This window comes from Pseudomonas sp. Irchel 3H9, from assembly GCF_900187495.1.
In the GTDB taxonomy this organism is placed as follows: Bacteria; Pseudomonadota; Gammaproteobacteria; order Pseudomonadales; family Pseudomonadaceae; genus Aquipseudomonas; species Aquipseudomonas sivasensis.
This window is the reverse complement of sequence record NZ_FYDK01000004.1, coordinates 106399-121610: the sequence shown is the minus strand read 5'-3', so window position 1 is coordinate 121610 and position 15212 is coordinate 106399. Positions and strand designations below refer to the sequence as shown.

The following is a 15212-nucleotide window of genomic DNA, read 5'->3' as shown; positions in this document are numbered from 1 at the left end:
GTTAGAGCGCGATCGGCTTGCGACCGGCAAACGAATGCGCCAGCGTGCCGCCATCCACCAGCTCCAACTCCCCACCCAACGGTACGCCATGGGCGATACGCGAAGTGATCAGGCCTTTGTTGCTCAGCAGTTGGGCGATGTAATGGGCGGTGGCTTCACCTTCCACGGTCGGGTTGGTGGCCAGGATCACCTCGGTAAAGGTGCCCTGCTCTTCGATACGTGCCACCAGTTGCGGAATGCCGATGGCCTCCGGGCCCAGGCCGTCCAGCGGCGACAGGTGGCCCTTGAGCACGAAGTAACGCCCGCGATAACCGGTCTGCTCCACCGCGTAGACGTCCATCGGGCCTTCCACCACACACAGCAACGTGTCGTCGCGACGCGGGTCGGCGCATTGCGGGCAAAGGTCTTCTTCGGTGAGGGTTCGGCACTGGCGGCAGTGGCCGACGCCCGTCATGGCCTGGCCCAGGGCCTGGGCCAACCGGGTGCCGCCGCTGCGATCACGCTCCAGCAGTTGCAGCGCCATGCGCTGGGCGGTTTTCTGGCCGACACCCGGCAACGTGCGCAGGGCGTCGATCAGTTGGCGAATCAGGGGGCTGAAGCTCATGGGGCAATGGTCCGACAAAACAACGAGACGCGGTTTATACCCGCGCCCCGGATTAGCGTCAAATCCTCAATCCTGCGCGACCCGCACCACCAACTTGCCGAAGTTGCGCCCTTCAAGCAGGCCGATAAAGGCTTCGGGCGCCTGCTCCAAGCCATCGACCACGTCTTCGCGGAACTTGATCTTACCGTCGCGGACCCAGGGCGCCATGGCACTGAGGAACTCTGGCTGACGATCACCGTAGTCATCAAACACGATAAAGCCCTGGATGCGCACCCGCTTGGTCAGCAACGTGCGTTGCAGCGCCGGCAAGCGATCAGGCCCGCTGGGGGCTTCGTGGGCGTTGTAGCCGGCAATCAGCCCGCACAAAGGAATGCGTGCCTTGGGGTTGAGCAAAGGCACCACGGCGTCGAACACCTTGCCACCGACGTTCTCGAAATAGATGTCCACGCCGTTGAAGCAAGCCTGGGCGAGTTGATCGGCGAAGTCTGCGCTCTTATGGTCGATACAGGCATCAAAACCCAGTTCATCCACGACATAGCGGCACTTGTCCGCACCGCCTGCAATCCCGACCACGCGCAGGCCCTTGAGCTTGGCGACCTGACCCACTACCGAACCGACTGCGCCGGAGGCAGCGGCGACCACCAGGGTTTCCCCAGCCTTGGGTTGACCAATGTCCATCAGGCCCATGTAGGCCGTCATACCCGGCATCCCCAATACGCCCAACGCCATGGACGGACTGGCGAGACCTTTGGGCACCGGAATCAGGTTGCGGCCGTCGGAAATGCTGTGGCTCTGCCAACCGGTGGCGCCGACCACCAGATCACCCACTTCGAATTTCGGGTTACGAGATTGCTCGATACGGCTGACAGCACCGCCGGTCATCACCTCATCGATTTCCACCGGGGCGGCGTAGGACGGTGCGTCGCTCATGCGCCCGCGCATGTAGGGGTCAAGGGACAGGTAGAGGGTCTTGAGCAGCACTTGGCCGTCCGCCAACTCCGGCAAGCTCACGCGCTCCAGGCGAAAGTTTTCCGGAGTGGGCGCGCCTTGGGGGCGCGAGACCAGCACGATACGTTGGTTCAGGGTCAGTTCTTGAGGCATCAGGGGCTCCTTATCGAATTCATCGGTATAGGTTGCAGACCATGGGTGCCAGGCCAGGGTTCGATCGGGATTCGATTGAATAGGCACAAACAAAAATGCCAGGCACTGGGCCTGGCATTGGAGTCTAGCTAACGCTGGAGAATCAGAACGGCATCTTCATGCCCGGTGGCAGTTGCATGCCAGCGGTCACGCCGGACATTTTGTCCTGGCTATTGGCTTCGATCTTGCGCACGGCGTCGTTGACGGCCGCGGCGAACAGCGCTTCGAGCATTTCCAGGTCATCTTCACCCACGCCTGGCAGCACGCTTGGGTCGATGCTCACGCGCTTGATGTCGTGACGCCCAGTCATCACCACGCTGACCATATCGCCCCCGGCTTTACCGGTGACTTCGGCGTTGGCCAGTTCTTCCTGCATCTTGGCCATCTTTTCCTGCATCTGCTGCGCCTGCTTCATCAGGCCGGCCATGCCACCTTTCATCATGGGAATCACCTCAAAAGTACGTGGATCAATTAATAGCCCGGTGTCATGACGCTTGGGTCACCGGGGCTTCGACAGGTTCAATAGTATCGTGACGAACGACCGCACCAAACTGTTGCATCATTTGCTGGATGAGCGGGTCTGCGTGGATCGAATCCTCTGCCTCGCGCTGACGGTTGATACGCCGGCGGGTCGCGGCCTGGGCCGGGGTTTCCTGCTCGGGCTTGATCAACTCGATGGTGATAGTCAGCGTGCGCTCATGGTACTGGTTCAGGGCATCGTTGAGGCGCCGTTGCTGGGTCGCGTTGAACAGGGCGCTGTGGGCCGGGTCCAGATGCAACAGCCAGTGGTCGCCGTCGACGGAAATCAGGGTGCAGTTGGCGGCAATACTGCCGGTCATGCCGGAGATCGGCAGTTTCGGGAACAGTTCCAGCCATTGCAACGCCAGGCCGGTGGCCGGGGCTGCCGCGGGTTCTGCTTCGGGCTCGGGGGCCGGTTCGGCGGTGTGTTCGCTGGCCAAATCGTCCAGGTAACTGTAGGCCGAATCCATGTCCGGCTCGATGTAGTCTTCGTCCAGCGGCGGCTCGTCGTCGAGGTCGATGCCTGGGGTTGCGGCCTCAACCTGGGCGACTGTCGGCTCGGGAACCGGTGCTGAAACCCACTCAGGAGCGGCTGGCACCACACTGTCCGGTGTCGGCGCAGGCATAGGCGTCAGCTCAGGCTGCTCGCTGGCGGTTTCGAGCACGGGCTCAACATAGGGCTGCTGTTCGAGTTCTTCGACCTCGGCTTCTACCGGGTCATTCCAGGGCAGGTCGACGACAGGCTCTGGCTCAACCACCGGCTCCGGATCAACCACAGGTGCCACCACGGGGGCTGGCTCAGGCGCCGGCGCAACCGGGGCAGCAACCACTGGCGCAACCACCGCCGCGCCAGCCACTGGTTTGGCGGAATCAACTGTGGCCTGGCTGATCCCCACTGGCTTTAGCGGCTGTCTCGGCGCATCGGCCGAATCAGCTGGCCGGAACGCCAGCATGCGCAGCAGGACCATTTCAAAGCCCCCACGCGGGTCCGGCGCCAAAGGCAAGTCCCGACGACCGATCAGGCCCATCTGGTAGTAGAACTGCACATCTTCGGCCGGCAACGCCTGGGCCAGGGCTAACACGCGGTCGCGGTCGCCATGGCCGTTGTCGACACCTTCCGGCAAAGCCTGGGCGATAGCGACGCGGTGCAGGACGTTGAGGATTTCCGAGAGCACGCCATTCCAGTCCGGGCCTTGCTCCGAGAGGTGGCGCACGGCTTCGAGCAACGCCTTGGCATCACCTTCGATCAATGCATGCAGCACATCGAACACCTGGCCGTGGTCGAGGGTGCCGAGCATGGCGCGCACATCGGCGGCCATGACCTTGCCTTCACCGAAGGCGATGGCCTGATCGGTAAGGCTCATGGCATCACGCATCGAACCATCGGCGGCACGGCCGAGCAGCCATAGCGCGTCGTCTTCGAACGGTACGTTCTCGACACCCAGCACGTGGGTCAAATGCTCGACCACGCGCTCGGGGGTCATGTTTTTCAGGGAGAACTGCAGGCACCGCGACAGGATCGTTGCAGGAAGTTTCTGCGGGTCGGTGGTGGCCAGGATGAATTTGACGTAGGGCGGCGGCTCTTCCAGGGTTTTCAACAGCGCGTTGAAGGAATGGCTGGACAGCATGTGCACTTCGTCGATCAAGTAGACCTTGAAACGACCGCGGCTAGGCGCGTACTGCACGTTGTCGAGCAGCTCGCGGGTGTCTTCGACCTTGGTGCGGCTCGCGGCGTCGATCTCGATCAGGTCTACGAAGCGCCCTTCGTCGATCTCGCGGCACACCGAGCAAGTGCCACAAGGCGTCGAAGTGATACCGGTTTCACAGTTCAGGCATTTGGCAATGATGCGCGCAATGGTGGTCTTGCCCACGCCCCGGGTACCGGTGAACAGGTAGGCGTGGTGCAGCCGTTGGCTGTCCAAGGCATTGATCAGAGCCTTGAGCACATGGGTCTGGCCGACCATTTCGCGGAACGAGCGCGGACGCCATTTACGTGCAAGAACCTGATAACTCATCGAAAACCGTCGCAACTGGGAAGCGGAAGCCGGTAATGCTAGCGGAGCAAGGGGGAAATTGCATCCGGCACGCTCGCCTAATCTGACTAAGCTCTGCTGACTGGCCTCCAAAAGGCCTGAACCCGGAGAGTGTATGCGCGTAGTCCTGGGCGCTTTATGGATGATGACCACGGCTAGCCTGGCGGCGCCTGCACCGCTGCGCTTCTCGGTTTCCGACAGTTGGGCGATGCCCATGGTGCAACTGGAGAACGGTCGGCCGACCCAGGGCATTTTGTATGACGTGATGCTGAGCCTGGCCACCCAGGTTGGCCATCCGGCGCAGTTCCACGTGCTGGCCCGGGCACGCATCTCTGCGGCCATGGGACACGGCGACATTGATGTGCGCTGTTATGTCACCCAGGCGTGGGTCGACAACCTGTCCGGCGACTACATCTGGAGCTTGCCTTTAATGGTGCAGCGCAATGTGCTGGTCAGTGCGCAAAACCAGCCGGTACAGGTGCTCAAGCTGGCACCTCAGCCGATCGGCACGGTGCTCAACTATCGCTATGCCGCCCTCGACCCGCTGTTTGCCAACGGCCAACTCACCCGCGACGACGCCCATAGCGAAGAGCTGGTGCTGCACAAACTGGTGGCGGGGCGATTCAACTATGCGGTGAGCAACGAATGGATCGTCGACCGTTTCAACCAGAAAATGCCGATCAGCCAGCGGCTGCACAAGGTCGCGTTGATTGACGAGCAAAACCTCGGTTGCATCGTGCGTAACGATCCCGACGTGCCGGCGCAAAAAATCCTGCGCACCTTGTTGCGGATGAAAATGTCCGGCGAAATCGACGACATCATCAAGCTGTACACCGGCGAAAACCCGGCGCCCCTGCTCGCCCCTGACAAAAACTGACAGCCGCTCCTTATAGGCTCGGGCTCTGGTCGAGCCGCAGTCCAGCTTACAGCCGGCGGTGAAGTGGGCTTCTTGCTGCGGGACCGATGGGTAGAATGCGGCGCCATCGTTATCCAGTCACCGCCGGCCCTGGACTTCGATGGCCACCGTTTGCGTGCGTTTTGTCTGAACGACTAACCGCCAGCGCCCTTCCAGACTGATCGCCGCCACGCTGGCCAGCACGATCACACCGCCCATCATCACCTGCAAGGCAATGTGTTCACCCAGCAACGTCGCGGCCATCACCATCGCCACCGGCGGGATCAGGTACATCGCCACCGACGCGCGACTGACCTCCACATGCTTCAACACATAACCCCAAGCCAGATACGCCAAGGCGCTGGGAAAAATACCGAGTACCAGCACCGCGACGTTCTCCGCCAACGGCGCCTGCACCACCGCAGCAGGCAGGCCCGGCAGGTTCACGCACAGCATCAGGGTGCCCGCCCACACCATGTAGCACGCCATAGTCAGCGGACTGTAGCGGTGGGCATAGTGTTTCTGCAGGGCGAAATACACACTCCACGAAACCGCCGCCAGCAGGATCAACAAGCCACGCGGGTCGATCTCGCCCAGACCCTGATCCCCCCAGATCACCACCAGCACGCCGAGCAGCCCCAGCAATACGCAGCCCCAGCGCCAAGCGCTGACCCGCTCCTTCAGGCAGAAAAACGCGATCAGCACACTGAACAGCGGCGCCGACTGCGCCAGTACGCTGGACGCCGCTGCCGTGACCCATTGCTGCCCATAGTTGAGGCTGGTGTGGTGCAGGAACACGCCGAAGAACCCCAGCACCAACAACCACGGAAAATCCCGCAAGCGCGGACGACCGATGCCCATCACCAGTGCCACACCGCCCATGAACACCGACGCAATCAAAAACCTTAACAACGCCAATTGTCCGGGGCTGTAGCTGTGCAGCCCCATGTGCACGCCAATCGGCGAATAGGCCCAACACAGGATGACGCTGGCGATGACTAGCGTAAGCTTTGCGGGTGAAGGGTTATTCATCGACGGCGTCCAGAAACTGAGAAGGTGTGCCGTCAGTCTTCGCCCCCGCAAGGCGCAGGACAATTAACCGTTTCTGACTTCTGCAATCACTGGAACTGAGCAATGGAACTGGCCCAACTGAAAATGGTGCGAGCCGTGGCACAAACCGGCAGCGTGGCCCAAGCAGCCGTGCTGCTGCATTGCGTGCCGTCCAACATCACCACGCGCATCAAGCAGCTGGAAGGCGAGCTGGGCACACCACTGTTCATCCGCGCCGGGCGTGGGCTGGCGATCAGTGCCGCCGGTGAAATTTTCCTGGAGTACTGCGAGCGCATTCTGGCGCTGGTGGATGAGTCCAAACGCGCCGTGGACGCCAGCGCCATTCCCCGTGGCACTTTGCGTATCGGCGCGGTGGAATCCAGCGCCAGCGGACGTTTGCCACCGCTGCTGGCGGAGTATCACCGGCGCTACCCGGATGTCAGCCTGGAACTGGTGACAGGCGCCTGGGGCCCGTTGCTCGACGACCTGCAACACCATCGCCTGGACGTGGCGCTCGTGGCCGCCGGCAACAAACGCTCCAAGCTCGAACACAGCGTGGTCTACAGCGAGCGCCTGGTGCTGATCGCAAACGCATCCAGTGCACCCATCAATGGCGCCGAGGACCTCGCCGGCCGCACCTTGCTGGTCTGGCCGCCTGGCTGCCCGTATCGCGCAGCACTGGAAAACTGGGTCAAGCCGCACAACTTCAAACCGACCATTGCCAGCTATGCCAGTTGGGGCACGATCATCGGTTGCGTCAGCGCCGGGATTGGCGTGGCATTGGCGCCGGAAGGCATCCTGGCGCGCTATGAGCAGGCCAATCAGCTGGCGTCTTATCGATTTGAAGAGCTGGCGGCCGTGGATAACCTGCTGTTCTGGCACAAGGACACCCAACGCCACCTGGCACGGGATGCATTCGCGGGGCTGTTGCGGGAAACTTTCGGCTAACTCGCAACATGTTGTTTCGGTTATCCTCTTACGAAATTAATTCAAAATGTAAGGGACTACCATGAATTACTTCCGCCTGTTGTTGGCGGCGGCTGCTCTGAGCCTGCCTACCGCACCTGCCGTTGCTGCTGCCTCGCCTGCCCCCGTTGAAGCCAATGCCCCCGCCGAAACGGCCGAGCACTTTCTGGCGTCACTTAAGCAAAAGACCGGCACCGTCACGCTGCCAAGTGGCATTGCCACCCTCAAGCTCAACGACGAATTTTATTACCTCGACCCCGCCGACACTGAGCGCTTGCTCACCGATGGCTGGGGCAACCCGCCGGGCTTCAAGACCCTGGGCATGATCGTGCCTAAAGCCGTCAGCCCACTGTCGGAGCGCGGTTGGGGCGTCATCGTTAGCTATAAGGCCGACGGGCATATTTCCGATGAAGATGCCGCAAAAATCGACTACTCCGACCTGCTCAAGCAAATGCAGGAAGAAGACGAAACAGACAACAAGGAACGCCAGAAACAAGGCTACGCCGGCCTGCATCTGGTGGGCTGGGCCGAGCCGCCGCGCTACGACGACACCACCCACAAGATGTACTGGGCCCGTGAACTGAAGGCCGACGACGCCGACCAGAACACCCTCAACTACAGCATCCGCGTGCTGGGCCGTGAGGGCGTACTGGAACTCAACGCCGTCGCGGCGATGGCCGACCTGCCGACCATCAAGCAGGAACTGCCCAAGGTCCTGGCGTTTACCAACTTCACCGACGGCAACCTCTACACCGACTTCAACCCGAAAACCGACAAGCTCGCCACTTACGGCCTAGCCGCGTTGGTTGCCGGCGGGATTGCCGCCAAGGCCGGGTTATTCGCCAAGATCGGGATCTTCCTGCTGGCCGCGAAGAAGTTTCTGGTGGTGGGTGTCGTGGCGTTGTTCGCGGTGATCCGCAAGCTGTTCAACCGCAACAAGGCCTGACCGCCGCACACAAAAACGCCGCAGCGTGCTGGACACGTTGCGGCGTTTTTGTGTGCGCGGTTCTGCTCAGTTTTTTGCAGTGGGCGCGGCCAGACGACTGTATTGATCCTGGGTGATCCAACCCTTAAACGAGCGGTCTTCAGCATTGATGAACTCAACCTGAGCCCAGCCATCCTTAAACGCCAGCACCCCTACCACATCGTTCTTGACGATATACGGACGCTTGGCCGCCTTGGCGCCGGGGGTTTTCTGCAGGTAAGCCTTGTCGGCAGACACTGTGACCAGGCCGATCCACTTCTTACTGGCGGTCTGGGTCAGATCAAGGCCGGTGGCGATTTCCGGCATCAGTACGTTGATGCAGCCGGGGTGCTGACGGCCTTCTTCCACGGTCAGGGTCACACCGTCGGACGACGGCGCCACGCTGCCAGGGTAGGCGTCGTCGAGCCAAGTGGTGAGCGCTTCGGGCTTACCTTGCAGGTAGAACGCACAGCTGCGCGTCACGCCCTCACCCATTGATTCCGTGTAAAAACCTTCGACCTGATGCTCCGGCGTCACTGCCAGCATCAGCCCTTCGTACTTGCCCGAATGCAGCGCGGCCGAACCAGCCATGGCAGGTGCCACGGCGCACAACGACAACACACCTATCGCGAGTAAACGGATCATCCTATTTTTTCCCTTCAAGTTTTTCGTAGGCTTTTTGCATAAGGACGTCGTAGTTGCCGTAGTCCTCACCGTTATAGTTACGCGCCATTCCAGTAAAGTCTTTGGCCTTCATGGCCTTCATCAACGCAGGGCTCTTACTGCAAAAGCCGAGGAACGCCTTTAGTTGATTACCGGCATTCACCTTTAATGCCGCCGAAAACTCAAATACCGTCTTGTACCCGCACGACGCAAAGTTGAAACCCATGATCTGGAACATGCCCCACGATGCCGACATCAATGCGGCTTCCTGATCCAGGGCGAATGCGGTAGCCATGGTTTCCCAGGCCTTTGTCTGGTCCTTGTTGTTCGCCTGCCACTGCGGCCCTGCTTTTTTCTTGTAGGGGTAGGACAGCAGCGGGTGCGCCTGGTCATAGATGTGCTTGGTGTATTTGCGAAACAGGTGACCTTCAAAGGCGATCACCGGCAGTTTGGCCGGCCCGAAGCCGGAGCGCCCGCCAGATTCCACGGTGGCGAAGGCCTTGATGATATTCACCGAAATACCGCTACCCAGTTGCGTAGCGGCGTTCTGGAAGTCCGTTTCGCTAAGGGTCATGCCCCCGTCGCACGTGGCCTGGAGCATCAATTGCCGGTTACGCCGCTCGGCCTCAATCATCGCGCGCATGCGGTCCAGGTACACATTGACCGTGGCCTGCACCGCGTCGCCCTGGTTGTTGCCAAATGCGTTGAGAAAACTCGGTATACGCATCGTCGGGAAGGACTTCACCGGCACCTTCACCGCCTCTTCGATCAGGCTGTTGAACGTACGACCGGTGGGGTCGACCACACCATCGGGATGGGCGTATTTGAGATGGCGAAACTGGTACTGGCTGATGCACTGCACCAACTGACCATCGCATTTGCCGTTTTCGGCCAACGGGAAACCCATCTTGGGAATGATCAGATTGAATAAATATTGGATGCACTGCACATCGGCGGGCAAGTTGCGGGCTTTACCCGGAGCGCCTACCGAAGCACTGATAAGACGAGGTAAACCTTGCAGGCTTTTCATCACAGACATCCTTGTTAGTTAAAGAAGTGATAGCACTTCAATATCAATTCAGCGCCATTGTCATATTCTGAAACAAGTGGCCGGCGCAAACTAACAAGGCGGTTTAGGGTTGTCCAGCGGGGGTTTGGAAAGTTGTGAAACAGCCGTCATCGACTGCGCAATAAATATCGGCAGTTGGCTGAAAATAAGACATTTGGATTTGAATCGAAGGGGTATTGCAAGGAGGAACGTTATGGAGGCAACCCCACCAGCCACACCCCGGCACACAATGTTCCCGCTGTGGCTGCTGCCTTCCGGCTCTGACCAGGTTCACGGGTAATCGTTGCGGGGGGACCGATGGGGTCACCATAACGACGCCTGCCTCTCGGCAAGCGGGGCCATTGTACCGATCTCATCGGAAGTTACAACCGTTGGTGACGGATTAAAAATATGAAGGGGTTCAAGCACTTGCCATGGCCATCAGCTTCCCCGTCATCCCCTGTGGGAGGGGGCTTGCCCCGATAGCGGACTGCCAGCCAATAAATCAGTGACTGACCCAACGCTATCGGGGGCAAGCCCCCTCCCACATTGGCTGATCATTGTGCCTGCAACACCTCATCCGCCCGGCCGCCCTCCTCCTGGATCACCAGGTGGATGAAGTGCAGCTTGGCGATCACCGCCGGTGGTAGCACGAACGGGTAGAAATCCGGCTGGCCCATGGCGCGCGACAGCTCATTGAGCATGCCCGCCAGTTCAATCCAGGCGTTAACGAACGACAGGAACGCAGGACCGCTGGGATGTTGGGGGTCATAAAGCGTAGTAAGGGGGAACGGCTGGTAATCCAGGTCCATCTCGCGGGCGCTCATGCCAAAGCCCAGGGCAGTGTCGACGGCGTCCATCATGTGCAAGTAATGAGCCCAGGTTTCGGCCCAGTCTTCCCAAGGGTGCATGGTGGCGTAGGCGCTGACACAGGTTTGCTGCCAGTCAGGACGCGGGCCGTTTTGGTAATGCTGGTCAAGGGCGTCGGCGTAACTGGCGCGTTCGTCGCCGAACAGGGTGCGAAAGGACTCCTGCCAGTGGGTATTGGCGATCAGGCGATCCCAATAATAGTGGCCGACCTCATGGCGAAAGTGACCGAGCAAGGTGCGGTAAGGCTCGCGCATCTGCACCCGGATTTTTTCGCGGTGGGCGTCGTCGGCTTCTTTGATGTCGAGGGTGATCAAGCCGTTCGAATGACCCGTCATCGGGGCGTTGCCTTCCAGGTCGATGCCAACGAAATCGAAGGCCAGGCCGGTGTCTTCGTCAACGCTCTTGGGCACGACGCTAAGGCCCAGGCTGATCAGTTGCGCCACCAACCGGCGCTTGGCGGTTTCTACCTTGCGCCAGCGCTCATGGTTTTCCGGGATCGACAGGTCGGGGATCGTGCGGTTGAGACTACAGGCCACGCACAGCGGTGCGGTGCTGTGGGCCGGAATCAGCCAGTTGCAGGCGGCAGGCGTGTCAAGGTTGGCGCAGCGGCGAAAGGCGCCGGCGTCGAGGTTATCGTCCTGCAGCCAGGTGCCTTCGACGGGGCCGGGTTGCAGCGAGGACAAGCGACTTTGCCGGGGTTGATAGCCCAGCAGCGCTGCGCATGCCAGGCATTGGCTGTTGCGAAAGAATAGGGACTGGCCGCAACGACATTGCCAAACCTTGCTGTTGCGCGAGGATTCGGCCATGAACGGTGCGGCAATGCGCGAACTGAGTTGCTCGAAGTAGCGGAACATGGCGATCTCTTCCTGGGGTGACCAAGACTAGATCAATTCCCTTCGAAGATCGTTCCAAAAATGGGATGACATCCCTATAGGCGTCAGGCGTGCCGACGATGGCACTCCTTGGCGCGCGATCGCCGGCAAGCCAGACGCCTACAGGTGAGGGTCAACTGACTGGAATGTTGTGCGTGGCGAGAAAGGCCACGAAAGCCTCTTCGTCCAGCACCTTCAAGCCTAACTCGCTGGCCTTTGCCAGTTTCGAACCAGCACCCGGCCCGGCCACCACGCAGTGGGTTTTCGCCGAGACGGAACCGGCCACCTTGGCGCCGAGGCTTTCGAGCTTTTCCTTGGCCACGTCGCGACTCATAAGCTCCAGGGAGCCAGTGAGCACCCACGTGTGTCCGGCTTCAGGCAAGCCTTCTACGACCTTTTTCTCGCTTTGCCAGTGCATGCCGAAGTCCTTGAGCTGCTGCTCAATGGCCAAGGCGTGCTGGGCGTTGTCCGGGTTGTCGAAGAAGTCGCGCACGGCCTTGGCCTGCTTTTCGGGCAGCGCCTGGCGCATGTCCAGCCAGTCGGCCTTGATCACGCCTTCCAGGCTGCCGAACTTGTCCGCCAGCTTCTGCGCAGCGCCTGGGCCCACGGACGGTACGTGCAGCTTGTCGAGCAAGCCGCCCAAGGTGGTGCTAGCGGCGAACTCGGCGCTGAGGTCGCCCTGATCCTGCAATTGCAGGCCGCACTTCTCCGGCGACAGCAGTGCGCCAATCACTTCCTGGTTATGACTGTCTTCAAAGAAGCTGTGGATCTCGTGCGCCACTTCAAGGCCCACGTCGGGCAAGTACGTCAGCACCGGCGGCAACGCCTGCTGCACGCGCTCAAGGGACCCCAGCGAGCGTGCCAGCACTTTGGCAGTCTCCTCGCCCACGTCGGGGATGCCGAGCGCGTAGATAAAACGCGCGAGGGTCGGCGTCTTGCTGTTCTCGATGGCGGCGATCAGCTTCTTGCTGGAGATGTCGGCGAAGCCTTCCAGGTCGATGATCTGCTCGTACTTGAGCGTGTAGAGGTCGGCTGGCGAACCGATGAGTTTTTCATCCACCAGTTGCTCGATGGTCTTGTCACCCAGCCCATCAATGTCCATGGCCCGGCGCGAGACAAAATGAATGATCGCCTGCTTGAGCTGAGCGCCACAGGCCAGGCGCCCGACGCAGCGGTACACGGCGCCTTCGCTGACGGTTTCCTTGCCCTTGCTGCGCTTGACCAGTTGAGTGCGCTCCACGTGCGAGCCGCACACCGGGCAGCTCTCGGGAACCGGTACCGCGCGGGCATCGGCCGGACGTCGCTCAAGCACTACGGACACCACTTGAGGGATCACATCTCCAGCGCGTCGGATGATCACAGTGTCGCCAATCATGACGCCCAGACGCGCCACTTCATCCATGTTGTGCAAGGTGGCGTTGGACACAGTCACACCCGCGACCTTGACGGGCTTCAGACGCGCTACCGGGGTGACGGCGCCGGTGCGGCCGACCTGGAATTCCACGTCGAGCAGCTCAGTGAGTTCTTCCATCGCCGGGAATTTATGGGCGATGGCCCAGCGCGGCTCACGGGCGCGGAAGCCCAATTCACGCTGAGCAGCAATGCTGTTGACCTTGAAGACAACACCGTCGATCTCATAGGGCAGGCTGTTACGCCGCTCGCCGATATCGCGGTAGTAGTCGAGGCAATCCTGAATACCCTTGGCCAGCTTCAGCTCATGACTGATGGGCATGCCCCATTTTTGCAACTGCTGCAGGTTCCCGATGTGGGTATCGCTGATGTCAGCCGTTACCTGGCCAATGCCATAGCAGCAGAATTCCAGCGGGCGGCTGGCGGTGATTTTCGAATCCAACTGACGCAGACTGCCGGCGGCGGCATTGCGCGGGTTGGCGAAGGTCTTGCCGCCGACTTCCAGTTGCGAGGCATTGAGCCGTTCGAAGCCGGCCTTGGACATAAAGACTTCGCCACGCACCTCCAAGGTCGCCGGCCAGCCGCTGCCGTGCAGTTTCAAAGGGATATTGCGCACGGTGCGCACGTTGACGCTGATGTCTTCGCCAGTGGTGCCGTCACCTCGGGTGGCACCGCGCACCAACTCACCGTCCTGATACAGCAGGCTGACCGCCAGGCCGTCCAGTTTGGGTTCGCAGCTGTACTCCACCTCGGCACCAGCGCCAAAAAGGTCGCCCACCGGCAGGTCGAGGCCTTCAGTCACCCGGCGATCAAACTCCAACATCGTGGTTTCATCAAAGGCGTTGCCCAGGCTGAGCATCGGGATCTCGTGCTTGACCTGAGTGAACGCCGACAACGCCGCGCTGCCGACCCGCTGCGTCGGCGAATCCCTTGTGACCAGTTCCGGATGCTCAGCTTCCAGAGCCTTGAGCTCGTGGAACAGCCGATCGTACTCGGCGTCCGGAATACTCGGCTCGTCGAGGACGTGGTAACGGTAGTTGTGCTGATCCAGTTCAGCGCGCAGTTCGAGGATGCGGGTGTGGGCGGCGGTCATGGGTGTTCTCTCATAAAGCAAAAGAGCAGCCGAAGCTGCTCAAATGTTGGTGCGCTTAATTCTATCGACAACGCTTGAAGCCAAACCTCAGCGTTTCTGTGTCAGGGCGCGACGCTCGAATTCGACGATGCGCTGACGGTAGTGTTCGATGGTCTGGGCGGTCAGGACGCTACGTTGGTCGTCCTTCAGTTCGCCGTTCAACTCCTGGGACAGCTTGCGTGCTGCAGCCACCATCACATCGAACGCTTGTTTCGGGTGACGCGGGCCTGGCAGGCCAAGGAAGAAGCTCACCGCTGGAGTGCTGAACAGGTCGATGTCGTCCAGGTCGAAGGTGCCGGGCTTGACTGCGTTGGCCATGGAGAACAGCACTTCGCCGTTGCCTGCCATGCTTTCGTGGCGATGGAAAATATCCATCTCGCCAAAGCGCAGGCCGCTTTCGAGGATGTTCTGCAACAGGGCCGGGCCTTTGAAGCCGGCGGCGTCGCGGCAGATCACGCTGATCACCAGCACTTCTTCAGCAGCAGGCTGATCGTTAACCGATTGGCGCGGCGCGTTCTTGCCAACGTTTTCGTCCGGGAAGTCATCGTCACGGCTGCTGAAACTCGGGCCTTCGTCGACGTCGAGGTTCAGGTCGCCCTGATGGGGTTCGGCCACGGCGGCATTGGCGCGCTTGCCACGTTTGGAAGACGGTTCACGGGCTTCACGCAACGGCGCGCTCATCGACGGCAAGTCGTGCTCGTCCAGTTGCGGCTCTTTATGCGTGTCCAGCACACGGGGCGGCCCCAGCAGCTCGGCGCTGCCGTCGTCGTCAGGCAAGTTGGACAGGTTGCGGTCCAGACGGAATTTGAGCTTGCCCTTGCCACCGCGCATGCGGCGCCAGCCATCAAAAAGAATACCGGCAATGACAATAATGCCGATGACGATCAGCCACTCGCGCAGACCGATTTCCATGTAATCCCGTGCCTCTAATAAAAAATGCTGAAAAATAAGGGGTTTAGCACCGTGCAAACCGCTTTAAAACGTGGCGCCAACTCTATGTTCTGACTGACGTTTTGCCCACGCACACGAAAAATTGACATTAAACT

General features: G+C 60.5%; 13 protein-coding genes and 1 other RNA gene. 3 read left to right on the top strand and 11 right to left on the bottom strand.

Translation table 11 applies throughout. From position 1 onward, the window contains the following. Position 1: 1 nt before the first annotated feature. The 4 genes from recR to dnaX form a co-directional block, all read right to left on the bottom strand. A complete protein-coding gene (gene recR / locus CKW32_RS15785) occupies positions 2-604 on the bottom strand; it encodes a recombination mediator RecR (RefSeq protein ID WP_095185365.1) in 603 nt (200 codons plus the stop codon). Positions 605-670: 66 nt separating this feature from the next. Further along, positions 671-1705: an NADP-dependent oxidoreductase gene (locus tag CKW32_RS15780; protein ID WP_032887654.1), complete on the bottom strand. Its 1035-nt coding sequence runs from the start codon at positions 1703-1705 to the stop codon at positions 671-673. A gap of 142 nt (positions 1706-1847) precedes the next feature. Beyond that, the gene (locus tag CKW32_RS15775) at positions 1848-2186 is read right to left on the bottom strand and encodes a YbaB/EbfC family nucleoid-associated protein (RefSeq protein ID WP_032887653.1); all 339 of its coding nucleotides are present in this window, start codon (positions 2184-2186) and stop codon (positions 1848-1850) included. 43 nt (positions 2187-2229) lie between these two features. Beyond that, positions 2230-4278, bottom strand: coding sequence for a DNA polymerase III subunit gamma/tau (dnaX, locus tag CKW32_RS15770; RefSeq protein WP_095185364.1), 2049 nt, complete (start codon positions 4276-4278; stop codon positions 2230-2232). Between the two features lie 133 nt (positions 4279-4411). Between dnaX and CKW32_RS15765 the strand changes: the two genes are divergently transcribed. Beyond that, complete coding sequence (locus CKW32_RS15765) at positions 4412-5173, top strand: ABC transporter substrate-binding protein (RefSeq protein WP_095185363.1); 762 nt, start codon at positions 4412-4414, stop codon at positions 5171-5173. A gap of 117 nt (positions 5174-5290) precedes the next feature. Here the strand turns inward: CKW32_RS15765 and CKW32_RS15760 are convergent, their stop codons facing one another. Then, the gene (locus CKW32_RS15760) at positions 5291-6223 is read right to left on the bottom strand and encodes a DMT family transporter (RefSeq protein WP_095185362.1); all 933 of its coding nucleotides are present in this window, start codon (positions 6221-6223) and stop codon (positions 5291-5293) included. A gap of 102 nt (positions 6224-6325) precedes the next feature. Here CKW32_RS15760 and CKW32_RS15755 point away from each other — a divergent pair, with 102 nt between their 5' ends. Beyond that, positions 6326-7189: a LysR family transcriptional regulator gene (locus CKW32_RS15755; protein ID WP_095185361.1), complete on the top strand. Its 864-nt coding sequence runs from the start codon at positions 6326-6328 to the stop codon at positions 7187-7189. A gap of 61 nt (positions 7190-7250) precedes the next feature. Continuing rightward, a complete protein-coding gene (locus tag CKW32_RS15750; protein WP_095185360.1) occupies positions 7251-8153 on the top strand; it encodes a DUF2167 domain-containing protein in 903 nt (300 codons plus the stop codon). Between the two features lie 66 nt (positions 8154-8219). Here CKW32_RS15750 and CKW32_RS15745 read toward each other — a convergent pair whose 3' ends face one another. The 6 genes from CKW32_RS15745 to zipA all read right to left on the bottom strand — a co-directional run bounded on the left by CKW32_RS15745 (position 8220) and on the right by zipA (position 15078). Continuing rightward, complete coding sequence (locus CKW32_RS15745) at positions 8220-8816, bottom strand: hypothetical protein (RefSeq protein WP_095185359.1); 597 nt, start codon at positions 8814-8816, stop codon at positions 8220-8222. Position 8817: 1 nt separating this feature from the next. Next, positions 8818-9864 carry an N-acetylmuramidase family protein gene (locus CKW32_RS15740; protein ID WP_032887639.1) on the bottom strand — a complete coding sequence of 349 codons (1047 nt, stop codon included), beginning with the start codon at positions 9862-9864 and terminating at the stop codon, positions 8818-8820. Positions 9865-10106: 242 nt separating this feature from the next. Further along, positions 10107-10203, bottom strand: an RNA gene (gene ffs, locus CKW32_RS15735) — signal recognition particle sRNA small type. 236 nt (positions 10204-10439) lie between these two features. Beyond that, a complete protein-coding gene (locus CKW32_RS15730; protein WP_095185358.1) occupies positions 10440-11606 on the bottom strand; it encodes a putative zinc-binding metallopeptidase in 1167 nt (388 codons plus the stop codon). A gap of 151 nt (positions 11607-11757) precedes the next feature. Further along, positions 11758-14127, bottom strand: a complete 2370-nt coding sequence (gene ligA, locus CKW32_RS15725) for an NAD-dependent DNA ligase LigA (protein ID WP_095185357.1) — start codon at positions 14125-14127, stop codon at positions 11758-11760. Positions 14128-14214: 87 nt separating this feature from the next. After that, positions 14215-15078: a cell division protein ZipA gene (zipA, locus tag CKW32_RS15720; protein WP_032887633.1), complete on the bottom strand. Its 864-nt coding sequence runs from the start codon at positions 15076-15078 to the stop codon at positions 14215-14217. Positions 15079-15212: the final 134 nt, after the last annotated feature.